This is a genomic window from Pseudonocardia broussonetiae (assembly GCF_013155125.1).
Taxonomy (GTDB): Bacteria; Actinomycetota; Actinomycetes; order Mycobacteriales; family Pseudonocardiaceae; genus Pseudonocardia; species Pseudonocardia broussonetiae.
Genome location: NZ_CP053564.1, coordinates 6,800,774 through 6,819,805, shown reverse-complemented (window position 1 = coordinate 6,819,805; position 19,032 = coordinate 6,800,774). Strand labels below are relative to the sequence as shown.

18 protein-coding genes are annotated in these 19,032 nt (G+C 74.1%); 14 read left to right on the top strand and 4 right to left on the bottom strand.

Annotated features, from left to right (window positions below; translation table 11 throughout):
* Nucleotides 1-13: 13 nt before the first annotated feature.
* Nucleotides 14-1,510: an MFS transporter gene (locus tag HOP40_RS32875; protein ID WP_172166941.1), complete on the bottom strand. Its 1,497-nt coding sequence runs from the start codon at nucleotides 1,508-1,510 to the stop codon at nucleotides 14-16.
* Between the two features lie 274 nt (nucleotides 1,511-1,784).
* Between HOP40_RS32875 and HOP40_RS32870 the strand changes: the two genes are divergently transcribed.
* The 14 genes from HOP40_RS32870 to HOP40_RS32805 all read left to right on the top strand — a co-directional run bounded on the left by HOP40_RS32870 (nucleotide 1,785) and on the right by HOP40_RS32805 (nucleotide 16,344).
* The gene (locus tag HOP40_RS32870) at nucleotides 1,785-3,317 is read left to right on the top strand and encodes a GAF domain-containing sensor histidine kinase (protein ID WP_172166938.1); all 1,533 of its coding nucleotides are present in this window, start codon (nucleotides 1,785-1,787) and stop codon (nucleotides 3,315-3,317) included.
* Nucleotides 3,314-3,982: a response regulator gene (locus HOP40_RS32865; protein WP_240157401.1), complete on the top strand. Its 669-nt coding sequence runs from the start codon at nucleotides 3,314-3,316 to the stop codon at nucleotides 3,980-3,982. The genes HOP40_RS32870 and HOP40_RS32865 overlap by 4 nt, the downstream gene beginning before the upstream one ends.
* Nucleotides 3,983-4,036: 54 nt before the next feature.
* Nucleotides 4,037-4,663 (top strand): TetR/AcrR family transcriptional regulator, encoded by a 627-nt coding sequence (locus HOP40_RS32860; RefSeq protein WP_172166936.1) that lies wholly within the window; start codon nucleotides 4,037-4,039, stop codon nucleotides 4,661-4,663.
* A gap of 192 nt (nucleotides 4,664-4,855) precedes the next feature.
* Nucleotides 4,856-6,205 (top strand): MFS transporter, encoded by a 1,350-nt coding sequence (locus HOP40_RS32855; protein ID WP_205347007.1) that lies wholly within the window; start codon nucleotides 4,856-4,858, stop codon nucleotides 6,203-6,205.
* 1 nt (nucleotide 6,206) lies between these two features.
* Entirely contained in the window at nucleotides 6,207-7,520 is a 1,314-nt protein-coding gene (locus HOP40_RS32850) for an MmgE/PrpD family protein (RefSeq protein ID WP_172166934.1), read from the top strand.
* 56 nt (nucleotides 7,521-7,576) lie between these two features.
* Nucleotides 7,577-9,145: a class I adenylate-forming enzyme family protein gene (locus HOP40_RS32845; RefSeq protein WP_172166932.1), complete on the top strand. Its 1,569-nt coding sequence runs from the start codon at nucleotides 7,577-7,579 to the stop codon at nucleotides 9,143-9,145.
* Nucleotides 9,142-10,107 (top strand): cyclase family protein, encoded by a 966-nt coding sequence (locus HOP40_RS32840; protein ID WP_172166930.1) that lies wholly within the window; start codon nucleotides 9,142-9,144, stop codon nucleotides 10,105-10,107. The genes HOP40_RS32845 and HOP40_RS32840 overlap by 4 nt, the downstream gene beginning before the upstream one ends.
* 12 nt (nucleotides 10,108-10,119) lie before the next feature.
* Nucleotides 10,120-11,298, top strand: coding sequence for a thiolase family protein (locus tag HOP40_RS32835; RefSeq protein WP_172166928.1), 1,179 nt, complete (start codon nucleotides 10,120-10,122; stop codon nucleotides 11,296-11,298).
* A gap of 2 nt (nucleotides 11,299-11,300) precedes the next feature.
* Entirely contained in the window at nucleotides 11,301-11,699 is a 399-nt protein-coding gene (locus HOP40_RS32830) for a Zn-ribbon domain-containing OB-fold protein (protein ID WP_172166926.1), read from the top strand.
* Nucleotides 11,696-12,646 (top strand): TIGR03620 family F420-dependent LLM class oxidoreductase, encoded by a 951-nt coding sequence (locus HOP40_RS32825; protein WP_172166917.1) that lies wholly within the window; start codon nucleotides 11,696-11,698, stop codon nucleotides 12,644-12,646. Before HOP40_RS32830 ends, HOP40_RS32825 begins: the two co-directional genes overlap by 4 nt.
* Nucleotides 12,640-14,034, top strand: coding sequence for an FAD-binding oxidoreductase (locus HOP40_RS32820; RefSeq protein WP_205347006.1), 1,395 nt, complete (start codon nucleotides 12,640-12,642; stop codon nucleotides 14,032-14,034). Before HOP40_RS32825 ends, HOP40_RS32820 begins: the two co-directional genes overlap by 7 nt.
* Nucleotides 14,016-14,786: an alcohol dehydrogenase catalytic domain-containing protein gene (locus tag HOP40_RS32815; RefSeq protein ID WP_172166915.1), complete on the top strand. Its 771-nt coding sequence runs from the start codon at nucleotides 14,016-14,018 to the stop codon at nucleotides 14,784-14,786. The genes HOP40_RS32820 and HOP40_RS32815 overlap by 19 nt, the downstream gene beginning before the upstream one ends.
* Complete coding sequence (locus HOP40_RS32810) at nucleotides 14,720-15,040, top strand: zinc-binding dehydrogenase (RefSeq protein WP_172166913.1); 321 nt, start codon at nucleotides 14,720-14,722, stop codon at nucleotides 15,038-15,040. Before HOP40_RS32815 ends, HOP40_RS32810 begins: the two co-directional genes overlap by 67 nt.
* A gap of 71 nt (nucleotides 15,041-15,111) precedes the next feature.
* The gene (locus HOP40_RS32805; RefSeq protein ID WP_240157400.1) at nucleotides 15,112-16,344 is read left to right on the top strand and encodes a CoA transferase; all 1,233 of its coding nucleotides are present in this window, start codon (nucleotides 15,112-15,114) and stop codon (nucleotides 16,342-16,344) included.
* A 4-nt stretch (nucleotides 16,345-16,348) separates the two neighbouring features.
* Here the strand turns inward: HOP40_RS32805 and HOP40_RS32800 are convergent, their stop codons facing one another.
* The 3 genes from HOP40_RS32800 to HOP40_RS32790 are packed head-to-tail and all read right to left on the bottom strand — an operon-like array spanning nucleotide 16,349 to nucleotide 19,027.
* Nucleotides 16,349-17,545: a CaiB/BaiF CoA transferase family protein gene (locus HOP40_RS32800; RefSeq protein ID WP_172166911.1), complete on the bottom strand. Its 1,197-nt coding sequence runs from the start codon at nucleotides 17,543-17,545 to the stop codon at nucleotides 16,349-16,351.
* On the bottom strand, nucleotides 17,538-18,692 hold the full coding sequence (locus HOP40_RS32795; protein WP_172166909.1) for a DUF3500 domain-containing protein: 1,155 nt from the start codon (nucleotides 18,690-18,692) through the stop codon (nucleotides 17,538-17,540). Before HOP40_RS32795 ends, HOP40_RS32800 begins: the two co-directional genes overlap by 8 nt.
* Entirely contained in the window at nucleotides 18,692-19,027 is a 336-nt protein-coding gene (locus HOP40_RS32790) for a cupin domain-containing protein (RefSeq protein WP_172166907.1), read from the bottom strand. The genes HOP40_RS32795 and HOP40_RS32790 overlap by 1 nt, the downstream gene beginning before the upstream one ends.
* Between the last annotated feature and the right edge of the window lie 5 nt (nucleotides 19,028-19,032).

Here is a 19,032-nt window from a genome sequence, read left to right as displayed (position 1 = left end):
GTCCGTGCTCCTCTCAGGCCGGGATCGGGTCCTCGTGGTGGACGGGCGCTTCCTTCACCATGAGGTAGAGGAAGAAGGAGATGATCATGATCCCGGCCGCCAGGTAGACGCCGGGCGCCCAGCTGCCGGTGGCGTCGCGCAGGATGCCGCTCACGACGGGGCTGAGCACGGCGCCGATCTCGGAGACGAGGTTGAGCATCCCGAAGGCCGAGCCCCGCTCGGACGCCGGGACCATGTCGCCCGTCATCCCCTGGACGATCGGCTGCAGCGCGTTGAAGAACACGCCCGAGGTGAACAGCAGCAGCCCGAGCAGCGCGAGCGAGGGCTTCTCCCCGCCCGAGACGCTCCACCCGAAGATGAGCACGAGCACCGAGTAGACGGCGGTGCAGACCAGGGCGAGCGGCTTGCGGCCCCGGCCCTTGCGGACGGCGCGGTCGGCCAGCCAGCCGCCGACCGGGAAGCCCAGGATGCCGGCGCCGGCGTTGAACGCGGCGGTCAGCGCGGCGGCGAGCAGGCTGCTCTGCGCCGCCTCCCGCACGATCTGCACGGACCAGAAGCTGAAGAACCACAGGTTCCACAGGATCGCGATGTAGGCGATGTAGACCAGCCAGATGTTGCGGTTGAGCAGCGCGGGCCCCCGGCCCGACTTCTTCACGCTGCGCACGATCACGAGGATGTAGACCAGGGCGATCAGCGACGCGAGGGACGCGGTGAGCCACTCCGGCCACCGGAGGGTCTCGGCGAGCAGGAACAGCGCGACGATCACGACGAACGTGGGCGCCGAGAACAGCAGCAGCCGCAGGAACGGCGGCCCGAGCCGCATCGGCCCGCCCAGCCTGGCCCGGAAGAACGCGAAGGCGATGACGATCACGACGAGGGTGAACGCGGCGAACACGAAGAACGGCATCCGCCACGCCTCGCCGCCCATGCCCAGCGAGGCCCCCCAGTCGATCATCAACGGGGTGAGGATGATGCCGAGCGTCAGGCCGATCGACAGGCCGGTGATCACCACGCCGAGCCCGAGCGTGCGCTTGGCCACCGGGGTGTGGTTGATGATCAGCGTCCGGTCGTTGGAGTAGAAGACGCCCTCGCCGAGACCGGTCAGGACGCGGGCGGCGACGAAGGCGACCAGCCCGGCCATGAGGCCCGAGACCACCGTCAGCACGGCCGCGGCCAGGAGGGAGACGATGATCATCTCGCGGTGGCCGAACCGGTCGCCCAGGCGCCCGCCGGGGTACTGGGTGAGCATGTAGCCCAGGAAGAACATCGAGCCGACCAGCCCACCGAGGGTCGCGGGGTTGGCCGCGTCGCCGATGAACCCGGCCTTGTTCTGGATCATCCACGCGATCACCGGTCCGGTGAGGGTCCGGTCCGCGTAGCTGACGACCCACCCGAGCAGGAGGACCCCCCACAGTGCCTTGTACGGCACCAGCGGATGGCCCTCCCGGTGCGCTTCGAGCAGTTGCTCGTTGGTCGCCGTGTCGCCTTCGACGCTTCTGTCGGTCGCCATCGATGTCCCTCCCCGCGGACGTCCACGTGGGCGGTGTGACCCTGCCCACTGCTCACTCGGCAGGATCGACCGTCCGGCGAGCTGACACTCATCGACTGCGGCGATTTCGGCCGAAATGCGGAGAGGGCCTGCGCGATTACACCGAGACGGAGGGGGCACTCGTCCTGGGTTCCGGCGGTCCGCGGCGTGGCTGCGCGACGGTGATCGCGCAGCCGGACACCGCCCGCCCGACGGACGAGCCCCGCGCGTCCGCGGGGCCGGGCGAGGAGGTCCGATGCGCAGCGAGAACCCCGTGGTGCAGGACACCGTCCCGCGCGCCGGTGCCGACGGGCACGAGCTCCGGGCGCTCCTGGCCGCGGCGCTGGAGGGCCTCGCGCTGCTCGACGACGACGGCCGCTACCAGCTGGTCAACCCCGCGGGCTGCCGCATCCTCGGCGTCGTGGAGTGCGACCTGCTGGGCCGGCGCGCGGTCTTCGTGCCGCCCCGGGCCGACGGCGTGCGCTGCGTGGTGCGGTGGTGCCGGCCCGACACCGGGCGGGTGCGCGAGCTCGAGCACCGCGTCGTCCCCACGTCGGGCGGCTGGCACGCCGTCGCGTTCCGCGACGTCACCGACGCGCAGGCGCACGAGCGGCGGCTGACGGCCGTCGCCGCGGTGGCCGCCACGGTGGCGACGGCCGGCTCGCTGCGCGACACCCTGGACGCGATCTGCGCGGAGGTCGTCGGCTCGGTGGACCTCGCCGGGGCCCAGATCCTGCTGCTCGACGAGGAGGGGCAGCGCCTGCAGCTGCACGGCGCGGCCCCGGCGGCGGCGTGGCCCGAGCACTTCACGCTGGCGATCGAGGAGGCACGGCGGCGCGGAGCCCGGCTGAGCTCGCTGGAGGCGTTCCGGACCGGCCGGCCCGTCGTCCGGCCGCGCCGGCGGGCCGCCCTGCTCGCGGACCCCGCCTGGGAGCCGCTGCACGACCAGCTGCGCGGCTTCGACTGGGAGACGTTCGTGTCGGCGCCCCTGCGGGTCCGCGACCGCCCGGTCGGCGCGCTCAACGCCTACTACCGCCCCGGCCACGACCCGGATGACGCCGAGGTCGGCTTCCTCACGTCGATGGCCGACCACGCCGCCGTCGCCGTCGAGAACGCCCGGCTGGTGACCGGGTCGCGCAGCCGCGCCGCGCTGGAGGAGCGGCACCGGCTCGCCAGGGAGCTGCACGACTCCGCCTGCCAGCAGCTGTTCGCGCTGGCGCTGCACCTGCGGGCGGCCCAGCTCGCCCTGCCCGTGCGCGGTCCGCAGGACGAGGTCGTGCGCCGGACCCTGCAGACGGTGCACCAGCTCGCCCACGCGACCCTGGACGACATGCGCGACCTCGTGCTCGAGCTGCACCCCCGGGTGCTGCACGAGGAGGGGCTGGTCGCCGCGGTCCGCCAGCAGACGGCCTCGGCGGGCGCGCGCACCGGGGTGCGGATCACCGTCGACGGCACGGCGGCCCCGCTGAGCCTGGGACCCGACGCCGAGCTCGACGCGTACCGGATCGTGCAGGAGGCGCTGCACAACAGCCTCAAGCACGCGGCCGCCACGTCCGTGCGGGTCTGCCTCGGCCCGCAGGCCGACGACCCCACGACGCTCGTGCTCGAGGTCGTCGACGACGGGCGCGGGTTCGACCCGGCCCGGTCCGCGCGCGGCATCGGCCTCACGTCCATGCGGGAGCGCGCCGAGCGCCTCGGCGGCGAACTCACGATCGACGCGACGCCCGGGGCGGGCAGCTCCGTCCGGGTCGTCGTCCCGCGGGCCCTGCCGGGGGAGGCGGCGTCGTGAGCCCCGCCGGTCCGCCCCCGATCCGGGTGTTCGTCGTGGACGACCACGCCGTCGTCCGGATGGGCCTGCGGGTGTTCCTCGACGCCGTACCCGATGTGGAGCTCGTCGGTGAGGCGGCCACCGGCCGTTCCGCGCTCCAGCGGATCGACCACCTCGCCCGGCAGGGCAGGGCCCCGCACGTGGTCCTCATGGACCTCGTGATGCACGACCTGGACGGCGTGGCCGCCACGGCGGAGATCCGGCGGTGCCGGCCCGGCGTCCAGGTGGTCGTCCTGACGAGCTTCGGCGAGGTGCACCGGGTGCACGCGGCCCTCACCGCAGGCGCCGCCGGGTACGTGCTCAAGGACGCCCAGGTCGACGAGATCGTCCACGCGATCCGCGAGGCGCACCGCGGCGGGGTCCACCTCGACCAGACCGTGACGCGGACGATCACCCACTCCCTCACGGAGGCGCAGCAGCAGGAGGACGTGCCGCTCACCGCGCGGGAGCGCGACGTGCTCGTGCTCGTCGCGCAGGGCCGGTCCAACCGCGAGGTCGCCCGGACCTTGTCCATCGGCGAGCGGACGGTGCAGACGCACCTGAGCCACGTGCTGGCCAAGCTCGGTCTCGAGTCGCGCACGCAGGCGGCGCTGTGGGCGGTGCGCAAGGGGCTCGCGTCGATCTGACCGGCCCGGGTCGTCGGGCCCGGGTCGTCGCTGGTCCGCAACTATCATCCGCCCATGCCCCCACCTGTCGCAGACGAGCAACCCGGCCTGCTGACGGTCCGGGAGGAGCAGCGCCTGCTGACCCGTCGTCGGATCGTCGCGGCGGCTCGGCGGGTGTTCGAGGAGAACGGGTACGGCCGAGCCTCGATCGGTGACGTCACGAAAGCGGCCGGGGTCAACCGCGCGACCTTCTACCTGCACTTCACCAACAAGGCGGCGGTGTTCAACGAGGTCTACGCCGAGGTGCGGGAGAAGCAGACCAGTCGCTACTGGGCGATGCTGGACGAGGGGCTCGCCGAGGGTGGTGCGGAGGCGCTGCGGGCGGTGCTGGACAAGGCGCTGACCTGGTGGGAGGAGCAGGCGGCGCTGCTCCCGGCGATCCACGAGGCGATGGCGAGCGATCTCGAGGTGGCCGCCCGCTGGAAGGACCAGCTGGACGAGCTGGCCGCCGAGCTCCACGAGTACCTCGCCCAGTTCCCGGAGGAGGAGCGGGAGGGCCGCCGGTTGCGGGTCCAGCTGATGGTCATGCAGTTGGACCAGCTGTGCTTCCGCGCCATCGTCCAGGAGGTCTTCACCATCGACCGGGATGTGCTGCTCGACGTCGTCTGCGACCTCTGGATGGACGCGCTGCAGCTCCGCTGACCATCTGAATCGTCAACCTGATGCTTGACTCGACAGGTTGTCGTCCTTACTCTCTGGCCAGGCTCTGGTCCTCTCGCGGACCCGGGCCGGTGCGCCGGAGTCTCCCGCGCGCGCCTGACGTCGGTGGCGCCCCGAGGGGCGGTGCTGTCGCGTCCGCAGGTCCCTCCGTCACCGCCGACCCGGGAGCCACCGATGTCCACCACCTCCTCCGATCCCGCCCTCCCGTCCGCCCGGACGATGCGGCGGGTCACCTTCGCGGCAGCCGCCGGCAACACCATCGAGACCTACGACTACGCGGTCTACGGGTTCCTCACCGTCATCCTCGCCAAGCTGTTCTTCCCGAACAGCGAGCCCGGAGTCGCGCTGCTGTCCGCCTTCGCGGTGTTCGGCGTCGCCTTCGTCGTGCGCCCCCTCGGGTCGCTGCTCTTCGGCACCATCGCCGACCGGTACGGCCGCCGGACCTCGCTGCTCGGCACCCTCGTCCTGGTCGCGAGCGCGACGACGCTGATCGGCGTGCTGCCGACGGCCGCGTCGATCGGGATCTGGGCGCCGATCCTGCTGGTGCTCATGCGCGCGCTGCAGGGCCTCGCCGCCGGTGGCGAGTACAGCACCGCGATGATCTACGCCGCGGAGTTCACGCCGCAGAACCGGCGTGGCGCGATGACCAGCCGGGTCCAGATGGGCAGCGTGGTGAGCCTGCTGCTCGCCGCCGGGGTCGTGCTGCTGCTCAACGGGATCCTCACACCGGAGGAGATGGCCGCCTGGGGCTGGCGCATTCCGTTCCTGCTGGCCCTGCCGCTCGGCCTGTTCGGCATCTACATCCGGACCCGGCTCGAGGAGTCACCGGAGTTCCAGGCGCTGGCCCGGGCCGACGCGCTCCCCGCGTCACCGGTCAAGGAGTCGTTCGGACGGCACGGGGGCCTGATCGTGCTCGTCTTCGGCGTCGCGGCCTTCCAGCAGATCGGCTACTACGTCGCGTTCACCTTCGCGCAGTCCTACATCATCCAGCTCGGCTTCACGCAGGGGGAGGCGACGCTGGCCACGGTGATCAGCATCGCCGTCGCCGTGGTCCTGGTCGCCGCGGGTGGCCCGCTGTCGGACCGGCTGGGCCGGTGGCGGATGCTGCTCGGACTCTCCGTCGCGATGATCGTCACCGCGTACCCGATCTTCGTCGGCCTGTCCTCGGCGAGGACGTTGCCGCTGCTCATCGTGATGACGGTCGCGCTCGGCGTCCTGCCCGCCCTCTACACGTCGGTGGCGCCCGCGACGTACATCGAGATCCTGCCCGCGCCTGTTCGGGGAACGGTGTTCGCGGTCGGGTTCGCGCTGGCCGCGGCGCTGCTCGGCGGGCCGGCCCTCTACATCAGCCAGGTCCTCGTCGAGGCCACCGGGAACACCCGGGCGCCGGCGTTCTACCTGATGTTCGGAGCGGTGCTGAGCCTGGTCGCCGCTCTGGTCGTCCGACGCCGCCGGCCGGCGGAGCTGCTCGCGGACCGGGTGGCTCCGGCCGCGGAGGCGCCCCGGGCCGCCGAGGGGGTCTGAGGTGCACCTCGACGATCTCGCCGGGCAGCTCGCGGCCCTCCCGCCGCAGCTGACCGAGGCCCACCTGCAACGGGCGGGACTGTGCGTCCTCGACGCGCTCGCCTGTGCCCACGGGGGCCGCCGCACACCCTGGGTCGCCCAGGCCCGCGCCGTCACGGACGGCGGGAGCGCCGCGACCCTGTGGGCGACCGACGGGCAGCGGTCCGGGCTCGCCGACGCGGTCTTCGTCAACTCCGTGTCGGCTCACTCGCTGCTCGCGGAGGACACGCACGCCGCGAGCCGGGTGCACCCGGGCACGGTCGTGGTGCCGGTCGCGCTCGGGGTCGGCGAGGCCGTCGGGGCCTCGCGGGAGGACGTCCTGCACGCCGTCGTGCTCGGCTACGAGACGCTCGCCCAGGTGGCGGCGTCGACCCTGACCGCAGGGTTCGTCGCCGGCGGTTGGCGCGCGACCGGCGTCTTCGGTCCGTTCGGGGCGGCGGCGGCCGCCGCGCACCTGCTCGGCCTCGACGAACCGACGACGGTCCACGCTCTGGCCCTCGCCGCGAACAGCGCCGCCGGCACGTGCGAGTGGGCCCCCGCGGGGACGACCGAGGTCTACTTCCAACCCGCGACGGCGGCCCGGGCGGGCGTCGTCGCAGCCCTCCTGGCCCGAGCCGGGGCACGCGGTGCGGCGAGTGCGATCGAGGGGCTCTTCGGCCTGCGCCGGGCGTTCGGGGGGAAGGAGGACGGGGTCGTCGGGCCCGCCGTCACGGTCGACCGGCTCGCGATCGAGGAGTCGTTCTTCAAGGCCCACGCCTCGTGCGCCTTCACCCAGGCGGCCATCGACGCCGCGGTGCGGGCGCACGCCCTCGGCATCGATGCCGGTGCGGTCGCCGAGGTGGCGATCCACACCTCGAACGCGGCGGCGACCTACCCGGGCTGCGACAACCCGACCCGGTTCGACACGCCGATCGCCCGGCAGATGAGCCTGCAGTTCGCCGTCGCCGCCGCCCTCCTCGACGGACGTCTCGAACCCGGTCGGTACGGCGGCGTGGTCGACGGTCGGCTGGCGGCACTGGCCGGACGGAGCCGCGTCGTGGTGGACCCGGACCACGACCGCGACCTGCCCGCTCGGCTCGGCTCCCGGGTGGAGCTCGTGCTCGACACCGGAGAGGTGCTCTCGGTCGCGAGCGGAGAGCAGGTGGACCTCCCGCCGGCCGGCGTTCCGGACAAGTTCCGGGCCCTCGCCGCCGACCTCCTCACCTGCGACGAGGTCGTCGGCCTGCTGACCTGCACCGACGACTGGACCGCGCGAGAGCTCACCGCCGTCCTCTGACGCACCACGCCTTCGCTCGACTCCACAGACGACTCGAACCACGGAAGGGGAGCGCGATGACCGCGATCCCGGACACCACCACCGATGCCGACACCTTCCCGGCCGCGCTCGCGGACCTCGCGGCCCGGTTCCCCGACGACGACGCAGTGGTGGCCCCCGACGGGAGGGTGTCGTTCGCCGAGCTGGCCTCCCGGGTCGACGAGGTCGCCGGCGCTCTGGTCGCCGCCGGACTCGCGCCGGGGGAGCGGGTCGGGATCCTGCTGCCCAACAGCCTGCGCTGGCTCGTCGGGGTGCTGGGTGCCCAGCGGGCCGGCCTGGTCGCCGTGCCGATCAACACCTGGTACCGCTCCGCCGAACTCGCCCACCTGATCCGCACCGCGGACCTGGGGATCGTCATCGCGCAGGCGACGGTCTTCGGCAAGGACGTCCTCGCCGAGCTCGAGGCCGCCGGACACGGCGGGATCCTCGATCCCGAGCGGACCGGTTACCGCGGCGCCGTGCTGTGGCCCGTCGACGGCCCGTTCCCGCTGACCGCGGCACCTGCCCCGCAGGCCCTGCCCACCGCGGACGACCTCGCGCTGATCCTCTACACCAGCGGCAGCACCGCGCTGCCCAAGCCGGTGCCGATGCAGCACGGCAAGCTCCTGCGCAACGGCCGCGCGATGGGGGACCGCATGCACCTGCGGCCCGGGGACCGGATCTGGTTCGCGATGCCGCTGTTCTTCGGCTTCGGTGCGTGCAACGCGCTGCCGGTCGCGCTGACCCACGGGGCCGCGCTGTGCCTGCAGGAGAAGGTCGACGGCGACGCGGGTCTGGAGATGATCGAGCGCGAGCGGTGCACGGTCCTCTACGCGATGCCGACCGCGATGCGCGCGCTCCTCGATGCGCCCAGCCTCGCGACCCGCGATCTGTCCCTCGTCCGCACCGGTCCGATCGGGTTCACCGCGGAGGACAAGCAGCAGCAGATCGAGCTGCTGCACCTGGTCGAGGGCTGCAGCGCCTACGGGATGACCGAGTCGTACGGCTTCGCGACGATGAACGACGCCCACGATCCCGTCGGGGCCCGCCTGCACAGCCAGGGACAGGTCCTCCCGACCCAGGAGGTCCGCGTCGTCGATCCCGACGGGCGCGTGTGCCCGCCCGGGGTGCGCGGCGAGATCGAGATCCGGGGCTGCGTGATCGACGGCTACCTCGGGGGCGACGAGCTGAACGCGGGCACCCGCGCCGCGGACGGCTGGTTCCGCACCGGCGACCTCGGCCTGTTCGACGAGCACGGCAACCTCGTCTTCGCCGGTCGCTGGAAGGAGATGCTCAAGGTCAAGGGCATCAACGTGGCGCCGATGGAGATCGAGGGGATCGTGTCCGCCCACGAGGAGGTCAGCCAGGTCTACGTCATCGGGCTGGAGGTTCCGGGTGGGGACCAGGAGATGGTCGGGGTCGTCGTCCCGGAGCCCGGTGCGGCGGCCGACCTGCCGGTGCGGCTGACCGAGTACGTCCGTTCCCGGGTGGCGAGCTACAAGGTCCCGTCCCGGTTCCTGTTGATGGACTCGGCCGCGGTGCCGCAGACGGACACCGGGAAGGTGTCCAAGCTCAAGCTGCGCCTCCAGGTCGAGGCCGGTCGATGAACGCCGTCCGCACCCGGCGCACCCCCGCCTTCGCCGACCTGCCCACCCTGCCGGACCGGGACGAGCGCCACGCCTGGGACGTCTGGGGGCGCGACGACGAGCTCGGAACGGTGAACCTCATCGGCCCGGAGCAGCGGCTCGCCGCCGCCCGCACGGTCCGCACGGGCGAGATGGTCCAGCTGACCCTGCCGCTCGACGAGCCCGACCCCGGTCTGTTCGACGAGCGCACCTGCTACACCCACGTCGTCGACGACACCGGCGCCGGGCACGACGACCGGCTCGACGGCTTCTACCTCCAGGGTTCCTCGCAGTGGGACGGCCTGCGCCACATCAGGGCCGGCCGGCACGGCTACTGGGGCGGCCGGTCCGAACAGGACCTGACCGACACCGACGTGCTCGGCATCGACCGGTGGGCGGCACACGGACTGGGCGGCCGCGGTGTGCTGCTCGACGTGGCCGGTCACCTCGCCGCCCGTGGCACCCCGCTGCGCTGCGACCTGCCCGTCGAGATCACCACGACGGTGCTGGACGAGGTCGCCAGGGCCCAGGGCACGACGTTCGAGTCGGGGGACGTCCTCGTGGTCCGCACCGGCTGGACCGAGTGGTACCGGGAACTGCCCGCCGCCGAACGCGCCCGGATGCGCGGCAGCATCGGCGCCGGCTTCGCCTGCCCCGGCCTCGAGTCCACGAAGGACATGGCGCGCCACCTCTGGGACCACGAGTTCGCCGCGGTCGCCGTGGACAACCCCGGGGTCGAGGTCTTCCCGATCGACCGGGCCAAGGGCTTCCTGCACCGGCGGCTGATCCCGCTGCAGGGCATGCCGCTCGGTGAGCTGTGGCACCTGCGCCGGCTCGCCGACGCCTGCGCCGAGCGCGGCGGCCACGAGTTCCTGCTGGTCTCCGGGGTCCTCCCGCTACCGCGCGGCGTCGGCAGCCCGGCCAACGCCCACGCCGTCCTCTAGGAGGGGGAACCCATGCCACTCGGACCAACCCGGCAGGTCGCCGTCGTCGGCGTCGGGATCACCGAGCTCTGCCGCGTCTCACCACGCAGCGCGCTGGACCTGGCCGCCGAGGCACTGCGCCTGGCCCTCGACGACGCGGGCCTGCACCGCGACGCCGTCGACGGGCTCTACACGAACGTCGGCTTCCCGCTGGCCGTCGACTACGACCGGATGGCCGAGGCCTTCGGCCTGCGGATCCGCTCCGCGGTGCAGACCTGGACCCACGGCCGGTTCGTCGGGCCCGCGCTGCAGGCGGCCGTGCAGGCCGTCGCCCTGGGCACCAGCGAGGTCGCCGCCTGCGTGGCCGGCGTGTCGTTCTCCGGCATCGGACTCGTCGGCGGCGCCGGCGACCTCGAAGGCACGCGCCAGGGCGGCGGATCACACGGCGAGCTCCCGCACTACGGGATGACGGCGCCGGGCGCGGGTGCGGCGATGGCGTTCAGCAGGTACTGCGCCCGCTACGGCGAGGATCCGGAGCTGATCGCGGCCGTGCCGCTCGCGGCCCGCCGGCACGCCCGACTCAACCCGAACGCCCAGCTCAGCACGCCGCTGGAGCTCGCGGACTACCGGGCAGCGCCCTACGTCGTCGAGCCGCTGCGCCGTCCGGACTTCGCGCTGCTGTCCGACGGCGGTGGCGCCCTCCTCGTGACCACCGTGGAGCGGGCCCGGGACCTCGGGAAGCCCGCCGTGGTCGTCGGCGGGATGCAGGGCCTGCGCGCGGGGCACGACGAGTTCATCTTCGCCCCGCCCGGCCTCGGCGTGTTCACGCAGGGCGACCAGCGCCGCCCGGTCACCCCCGCCGACAACCCCGTCTACGGGATGGCGGGGGTCGGCCCGCAGGACGTCGACGTGCTGACCCTCTACGACGCCTTCTCCCCGAACGTGCTGTTCGTGCTGGAGCGCTTCGGGTTCACCGGCGAGGGCGAGGCGCTGCGGTGGATCCAGGACGGCCGCATCGAGGTCGACGGCGAGCTGCCGGTGAACACCGCGGGCGGGCTGCTCGCCGAGGCGCACCTCTGCGGGTGGGGGCACCTGGTCGAGGCCGTCCGCCAGCTGCGCGGTGGAGCCGGAGACCGTCAGGTCGCGGACTGCGAGGTCGTCCAGTGGGCGACGCCGTTCGGCGACTCCGTCATCCTGACCCGGGACCGGTGATCATGAGCACTGCACGCCCCCTGCCCCTGCGCCACCCCGAGGACCGCGAGCACCTGGACGGAGCCGTCCGCGGTGAGCTCCGCATCCCCGTCTGCCACACCTGCGGGCAGGAGTTCTGGCCACCCGGGCCGGTCTGCCCGCGCGACTTCGGCCGCGACCTCGGATGGGTCACCGACCGCGGCACCGGGACCGTCAACGCCTGGGTCCGCTTCCACAAGCAGTACTTCACGGGCGACGTCGTCCCCTACACCGTGGTCCAGGTCGATCTCGACAGCGGGCCCCGGCTGACCACGACCTGGGCGGGCGGGACCGACCCGGAGATCGGCGGCCCGGTCGCGGTGTCGTTCCGCGCGGTCGACGACGGGGTGGTCCTGCCCGAGTTCGGTCCGGTGACGACGTGAGCGGCCGGGAGCTGGCCGCGCGGGTCGGACCCGTCGGGGTCTGGCTCGCGGCCCTGGCCGAACTCCCCGCCACCGACGCCCGCCGGATCGCCGCGGAGATCGAGAGCATGGGCTACGGCGCGCTGTGGATCGGGGAGTCGCCCGCCCACAAGGAGGTCTTCACCCATGCCGGGCTGCTGCTCGCCGGGACCGAGCGGTTGGTCGTGGCCACCGGCATCGCCACGATCTGGGGTCGGGACGCCATCGCCACCGACTGCGCCGCGCAGACCCTCGGCGAGGCCCACCCCGGCCGCTTCGTGCTCGGTCTGGGTGCGAGCCACGCCGAGGCGGGGCGGGGACAGGGCCACGACCGTCCGCTCACGGCGCTGCGCGAGTACCTCGACGTGCTCGACACCAAGCCCTACCGCGGCCCGCTGTCCGCTCGGCCCGTGCCACGGGTGCTCGCCGCGCTCCGGCCGCGCATGCAGGAGCTCGGCCGGGACCGCGCCGCGGGTGTGCACACCTTCTTCGTCCCGCCGTCACACACCGCGGCGGTGCGCGAACGGATCGGACCGGCGGCCTTCCTCGCCCCCGAACAGGCCGTCGTCGTCGGCACCGATCCCGACCGGGCCCGCGGGACCGCCCGGGCGCACGTCGCCACCCGCCTGCGGCTGCACAACTACCGCGCCCACCTGGCGGCCCTCGGCTACGACGAGGCCGACCTCGCGGGTTCCGGCAGCGACCGGCTCGTCGACGACCTCGTCGCGCACGGCGACCCGGACGCCGTGGCCGAGCGGCTGCGCGCCCACCTCGACGCCGGAGCCGATCACGTCGCGGTGCACCCGCTCGTGGACGCCGCGGCCGGGCCCGCGGAGATCCTCGCCGCGCTGCGGCACCTCGCCCCGCTCCGCACCGGCCTGCCGGACACGCGGTTCCGCGCGCCGGTGACGACGGGGGAGCCGTGCTGACCGCCACCGTCGTCGACGACCTGCGCGCGGAGCTGCCGCAGGGACGGGTGCTCGTCGATCCCGACGTCGTGGCGCCCTACCGCCGCGACGAGGCGCCGCGGGCCGAGGCCGGCCGCCCGGTCTGCGTGGTGCGGCCGCGGACCGCGGTGGAGGTGCAGCAGGTCGTGCAGGCCTGCCTGCGTCATCACGTCCCGGTCGTGCCGCGCGGGGCGGGGACCGGACTGTCCGGCGGCGCGAACGCGGTCGAGGGCTGCGTGGTGCTCAGCACCGAGCACATGACCGCGATCCGGGAGATCGACGCCGTCGAGCGGCTCGCCGTCGTCGAACCGGGCGTCGTCAACGACGCCCTGCGCGCGGCCTGCGCCGAGCGGGGCCTCTGGTACCCACCGGACCCGGCCAGCGCGCCGTGGTCGACCATCGGGGGCAACGTCGCGACCAACGCGGGCGGCCTCTGCTGCGTGAAGTACGGAGTGACCCGGGACTACGTCCTCGGTCTGCAGCTGGTGACGGGCACCGGCGAACTGGTCCGGATCGGGCGGCGGACCGCCAAGGGCGTCGCGGGGTACGACCTGACCGGGCTGCTCGTCGGGTCCGAAGGCACCCTCGGCGTGATCACCGAGGTCACCGTGCGGCTGCGGCCGGCCCGAGACCCCGAGCGCACGGTCGCCGGGTACTTCCCGTCCCTGGCCGCGGCAGGCCGTGCCGTCGCCGCCGTGGCCGAGGCGGGGCTCACCCCGTCCGCGCTGGAGCTGATCGACCGGCACGCCCTGGTCGCGGTCGACGCGTGGAAGCACATGGGCCTGTCGGCCGAGGCCGACGCCGTTCTCCTCGGCCGGACCGACGCCCCCGGTGACGCCGGTGAGCGGGAGGCGGAGGAGCTCCTGGCCTGCTTCACCGGGGCGGGCGCCACCTGGGCGGCCTCCTCGACCGACGACGAGGAGGCCGAGGCCCTCTTCTCCGCCCGCAAGCTCGCCCACCCCGCCCTGGAACGGCTCGGCCAGGTGCTCACCGAGGACGTGTGCGTCCCCCGCGGTGCGGTCCCGGACATGCTCGCCCGGATCGAGGAGATCGGACGGCGCCACGACGTCCGGATCGCCACCGTCGCCCACGCCGGCGACGGCAACCTGCATCCCGTCTTCGTCGTGCCCACGGGCGACGACGACGCGCGCCACCGGGCCGAGACCGCTTTCGAGGAGGTCCTCGACGCCGCGCTCGGCCTGGGCGGGACCGTGACAGGGGAGCACGGCATCGGCCTGCTCAAGCGCGCAGGCCTGGTGCGCGAGCTGCCCGCGCCCGTCCTGGCCGTGCACGTCGCGATCAAGCAGGCGCTGGACCCGCACGGGATCCTCAACCCGGGGAAGGTGATCGCGTGCGCGCCGCGGTCCTGAACCGCCCCGGCCGGCCCGGTGCCGTGGACCTGGCCGAGGTCGACCGGCCCCGCCCGGGTGCGGGTGAGGTGCTCGTGCAGGTGGTCGCCTGCGGCGTCTGCGGGCACGACCAGGCCGACCGGGCCGGCCTGCTCGAGATCCCACTGCCCGCCGTGCTCGGCCACGAGATCTCCGGGATCGTCGTCGAGACCGGCGCCGGCGTGACCCGGGTCGTCCCGGGCGACCGGGTCGCCACGGCCCAGTTCGCGACCTGCGGGCACTGCGCCCGATGCACGTCCGGCGACGAGCTGAGGTGCCCGGAGCGCAGCTTCACCTACGGCGGGTACGCGGAGTACGCCGTGCTCCGCGCGACGTCGCTGCTGACCGTGCCGCCGGAGCTCGACATCGTCGCCACGTCGGTGGTGGCGTGCGCGGTGGGCACCGGTCTGCAGGCGCTGCGCACCCGTGCAGGGCTGCGGCCGGGGGAGACGGTGCTGGTCACAGGGGCGGGCGGCGGGCTGGGTCTGCACGGCGTCCAGGTCGGAGCCGCGCTCGGTGCCCGGGTGGTCGCACTGACCGGCGATCCCGACAAGGCCGACGGCCTGCGCGAGCTGGGCGCGCACGAGGACGTCGTCGCCGGGGACGGGGCCTGGCAGGCGGTCCTCGAGGTCACCGGCGGCACGGGGCGGACGTCGTCCTCGACAACGTGGGCCATCCCGACGTCTTCCGACAGGCTTTCCGCGCCCTCGCCGACCGCGGCCGCTACGTGCTGACCGGGCAGGTCGGCTCCGCACCGCTGCGCGTGCATCCCGCCTTCGTCCTCGGCAGGGACGCGGTGATCACCGGCTCCGGGTCGACGCCGATGTCCACGTTCGCCGACGCGCTGGCGATGGTCGCGGAGGGCCGGGTCACCCCGCTGGTGACCCCGTACCCCCTCGACGACGTCGCCCGTGCGTTCCGCGATCTCGCCGACGGCCGGGTCGTCGGACGAGCGGTCCTGGTCCCGGCAGCAGGAGGTGCCCCATGACGGGAGCGATGTGCGCCGCACGCGCGGCCGAACCCCCCCGAGGTCCGGTTCCATCCTGTAGAGGTGGAGGTGTGACCGGGCCCCTGGCGGATCTGCACGTCGTCGAGTGCGCGAGCTTCGTCGCGGGCCCCACGGGTGGGATGACCCTGGCTCAGCTCGGCGCGGACGTGGTCCGGATCGACCCGCTCGGCGGCGGGAGCGACCTGCACCGCTGGCCGGTCGCGCCGGGCGGTGCGAGCTACTACTGGGCGTCGCTGAACACGGGCAAGCGCTCGGTGGCCGTCGACATGCGCTCCGAGGAGGGCAGCGAGCTCGTCCTCGCCCTCATCACCGCGCCCGGACCCGGCCGCGGCATCCTCGTCGACAACGTGGTGGGGCGGCGGTGGATGGATCCGGAGCGGCTCCGGGAGCGCCGCGTCGACCTGATCCACCTGCGGCTGCAGGGCCATCCCGACGGTCGGCCGGCGGTGGACTACACGGTCAACGCCGAGGCCGGCGTCCCGACCATCACCGGACCCGAAGGGCTGTCCGCGCCGGTCAACCACGTCTTCCCCGCCTGGGACCTCGCGGCGGGCATGACGGTGGCCGCCGGTGTGCTCGCCGCGCTCCACGAGCGCGACCGCACCGGACGGGGACGGTTCCTCGAGCTGGCGCTCGCCGACGTCGCCCTGGCCGGCGTCGCGAACCTCGGCTGGCTCTCCGAGGCCGCGGACCGCGGCCGTGAGCGTCCCCGGCACGGCAACCACGTCTACGGCAGCTTCGGTGTCGACGTCGAGTGCCGGGACGGGACGCGGGTGATGGTCGTGGCGCTGACCCCGGGGCAGTGGACCGCGCTGCAGCAGGTCACCGGCACCACCGAGGTGTTCGGAGCGCTGGCCGCGGCGCTCGGGGCGGACCTGGACGACGAGGCCGAGCGCTACCGGCTGCGGGAGACGATCGCCGCGATCATCCGACCCTGGTTCGCGGACCGGGACGTCGCACGGGTCAGCGAGGAGCTCGACGGGGCCCGGGTGCTGTGGGGTCGCTACCGGCGGATGCCCGAGATCGTGGCGGCACACGGCGCCGGGAACCATCCGGTGCTGGCCGACATCACCCTGCCCGGCGGCGAGCAGGCGATCACCGCGCGGTCCCCGCTGCGCCTCGACGGCGACCACGGGCCCGTGGGTCGGGTGCCCGCGCTCGGCCGCGAGACCGCCGAGGTCCTCGCCGAGGCACTCCACCTGACGAGCGCCGAGATCGGCGGGCTGCACCAGCGGGGAGTCATCGACGTCGCGGGGAACACCGGTACCGGGAGCGAGCGATGACCCGTCAGCCGCCGCCCCCCTCGGCCCGGCTGCGGATCGCGCGGCGGTCCTGGTCGAGCAGCGGTGGTGCCGTGTGGCGCGTGCGGGTGCGCTCGGTGCCGTCGGCGTCGAAGAACCTCAGGACGGGGCCGGGGAGGCGGATCGGGCCGGCGGTCGGGTGGTCCACCCTCACGACGAGGCGCTGGCTCGCCACCTGCTCCCACGCGTAGACCTCGTCCAGGGTGCGGACGGCGCCCGTGGGCACCCCGAGCCGGTCGAGGTCGGCGAGGAGCTCCGCCGCCGTCCGGTCGGCGAACGCGCGCTCGATCACGCGGGTGAGGTCGGCCCGGTGGGCCACGCGGTCGGCGTTGGTGGCGAAGCGCGGATCGTCCTGGGGGAGTGCGAACGCTCCGGCGAGCCGCCGCCACAGCGCCTCGTTGGCGGCGGCGATCTGGACGCTGCCGTCCTTGCACGCGAACAGCCCGTACGGGGCGATGGTCGGGTGGTGGTTGCCGGTCGCCCGGCCGAGCTCCGCGCCGACCGTCCAGCGGGTGCCCTGGAAGGCGTGCAGGCCGACGCCGGCGGCGAGCAGCGAGGTGCGGACGACCTGCCCGCGGCCGGTGCGGGTGCGTTCGAGCAGGGCCGCGAGCACCCCGGTCGCCCCGTTGACGCCCGCGGTCAGGTCGCAGATCGGGACCCCGATCCGCTGCGGGTCGTCCGGGCCGGAGCCGGTCAGCGACATGAGCCCGGTCTCGCCCTGCGCGATCTGGTCGTAGCCCGGGCGGTGCGCGTCCGGCCCGTCGTGACCGAAGCCGGTGATCGAGAGCACGACCAGCCCCGGGTTGCGGGCCAGGAGTACGTCCGGCCCCAGCCCGAGCCGCTCCAGCACGCCGGGCCGGAAGTTCTCCACCAGCACGTCGGCGTCGGCCACGAGGTCGTCGAGGACCGCCCGGTCGGCGGGGTCCTTGAGGTCCAGCGCGACCGACTCCTTGTTGCGGTTCGCCGCGAGGAAGTAGGTGGCGACCCGGTCGTCGTCGTCGCCGACGAACGGCGGACCCCAGCCCCGGCTCTCGTCCCCGCCGCCGGGGATCTCCACCTTGATCACGCGGGCGCCGAGGTCGCCCATGAGCATGGCGGCGTGCGGCCCGGCGAGCGCGCGGGACAGGTCGAGCACCAGCGCGCCCGCGAGCGGTCCCGGCCGGTCGTCGTCCGGCTCACCCATCGGTCGGCCGCTCCGGCTCGGCGGGGCCGCGGTGCCGGTCGGCCCGGTGCCGGTCGGTGGGGTGCTGGGCGGCCCGGTGCTCGGCCAGCACGTCGACGCCGAAGTCGTTGGTCGGGTCCCGCCACACCGCGTGCACGTGGTTCGCGTCGTCCTCGGTGTTGTCGAACTCGACGAGGGTGACCGGGCCCTCGATGCGGAAGTAGTGCGGGACGTCGACGGTGTGGCCGCCCGCCCAGACGAGGTGCAGGTCGTCGAGCCCGGCCGCGCGGATCCGGTCCATCTCGCGGCCCACCTGCGCCGGCCGCACGTTGCCCAGGAAGGAGGCGAGCAGTTCGTCGAACGCGCCCGCCTGGCTCGCGGTCATCGCCGACCGGGGGAGCCCGCGCGGCGCGCCGCGGACGTAGCGCAGCGCGGCGCGGTCGGCGTCGGTGATCATCGCGTCGCGGCGGCCGACGCCGTGCACGTCGGGCCACTCCTCGGCGCCGATCACCGGGACGCAGCGGGTGGCGAAGTCCGGCGGCGGCACCGGGTGGACCGTCGCGGTCGCGCGCTGGGCCGGGTCGAGCGCGTCGAGCAGGCGGAACGCCCGGTCCTCCTCCTCGCCGAGCACGCGGAACGGGCCGATGCGCGCGGGCTCGGCGCCGAGCAGGAACGGCGTCACGGCCATGCGGTCCTGGCCGATGACCGTGACGTTGAGCGAGAGGTGGTGCCCGACCAGCCGCCACCCCCAGTGGCGGTCCGGCTGCGGCTGGTCGAAGAAGGTGAGGAAGTAGCCGTGCGGGTCGCGGAAGTGCGCCGCGACGTGCCCGAAGACGTCGACGTCCCGCTCGCGCAGCACGTGCTCCAGGCTCATCACCTGGATCGCCTTCGCGTAGCCGGTCAGCGAGGTGCTCTGGGCGACGAGCCGGTGGGCGAGGTAGCGCTGGGCGTCGGTCATGTCGCGCAGCGGGAGTCCGACGCGGCCGGACTCGGGCAGGAAGTTCCAGTGCGTGCGGTTCTCGTCGTCCAGCGGCAGCACGATCCGGGCGCGCTGCTCGGCGGTGAGGTGGTCGAACAGCGCCATCGCGGCGAAGGTGACGGCGGTCGGGTCGAAGTCTCCGTCGATCGGCCGGTTGCGGGGCGGGTGGTGCAGCACGTCGTCCGCCATCACGACCTCGCCCTGATCACCAGCATGCTCGCCGGGACGTCGCCCTCGTTCGTCACGGCGCGGGTCTCGCCCTGCGCGAAGTGCACGGTGTCGTGCGGCCCGGCCACGACGCGGCGATCCGCGCTCTCGAACGCGAGCGCGCCGGAGAGCAGCACGTAGACCGTCTCCGCGGGCTGGACCGCCGGTGCGGCCCGGCCGCCGGGCTCGTAGCGGGAGAGGACGACCGTGAACCGGTCGACGGGCGTCGCCGGCCCGCCCTGCACCCACAGCGGGGCGACCCCGTCGTGACCGGGGGACTCGAACGGCTCGGCGTCGGACAGAGCGGTGACTCGCACGGGGG

What these genes read in the sequence shown, in the direction of transcription:
- HOP40_RS32875 (WP_172166941.1), bottom strand. Translation starts at nt 1,510, where the DNA reads ATGGCGACCGACAGAAGCGTCGAAGGCGACACGGCGACCAACGAGCAA.
- HOP40_RS32870 (WP_172166938.1), top strand. Translation starts at nt 1,785, where the DNA reads ATGCGCAGCGAGAACCCCGTGGTGCAGGACACCGTCCCGCGCGCCGGT.
- HOP40_RS32860 (WP_172166936.1), top strand. Translation starts at nt 4,037, where the DNA reads ATGCCCCCACCTGTCGCAGACGAGCAACCCGGCCTGCTGACGGTCCGG.
- HOP40_RS32855 (WP_205347007.1), top strand. Translation starts at nt 4,856, where the DNA reads ATGTCCACCACCTCCTCCGATCCCGCCCTCCCGTCCGCCCGGACGATG.
- HOP40_RS32845 (WP_172166932.1), top strand. Translation starts at nt 7,577, where the DNA reads ATGACCGCGATCCCGGACACCACCACCGATGCCGACACCTTCCCGGCC.
- HOP40_RS32840 (WP_172166930.1), top strand. Translation starts at nt 9,142, where the DNA reads ATGAACGCCGTCCGCACCCGGCGCACCCCCGCCTTCGCCGACCTGCCC.
- HOP40_RS32835 (WP_172166928.1), top strand. Translation starts at nt 10,120, where the DNA reads ATGCCACTCGGACCAACCCGGCAGGTCGCCGTCGTCGGCGTCGGGATC.
- HOP40_RS32830 (WP_172166926.1), top strand. Translation starts at nt 11,301, where the DNA reads ATGAGCACTGCACGCCCCCTGCCCCTGCGCCACCCCGAGGACCGCGAG.
- HOP40_RS32800 (WP_172166911.1), bottom strand. Translation starts at nt 17,545, where the DNA reads ATGGGTGAGCCGGACGACGACCGGCCGGGACCGCTCGCGGGCGCGCTG.
- HOP40_RS32795 (WP_172166909.1), bottom strand. Translation starts at nt 18,692, where the DNA reads ATGGCGGACGACGTGCTGCACCACCCGCCCCGCAACCGGCCGATCGAC.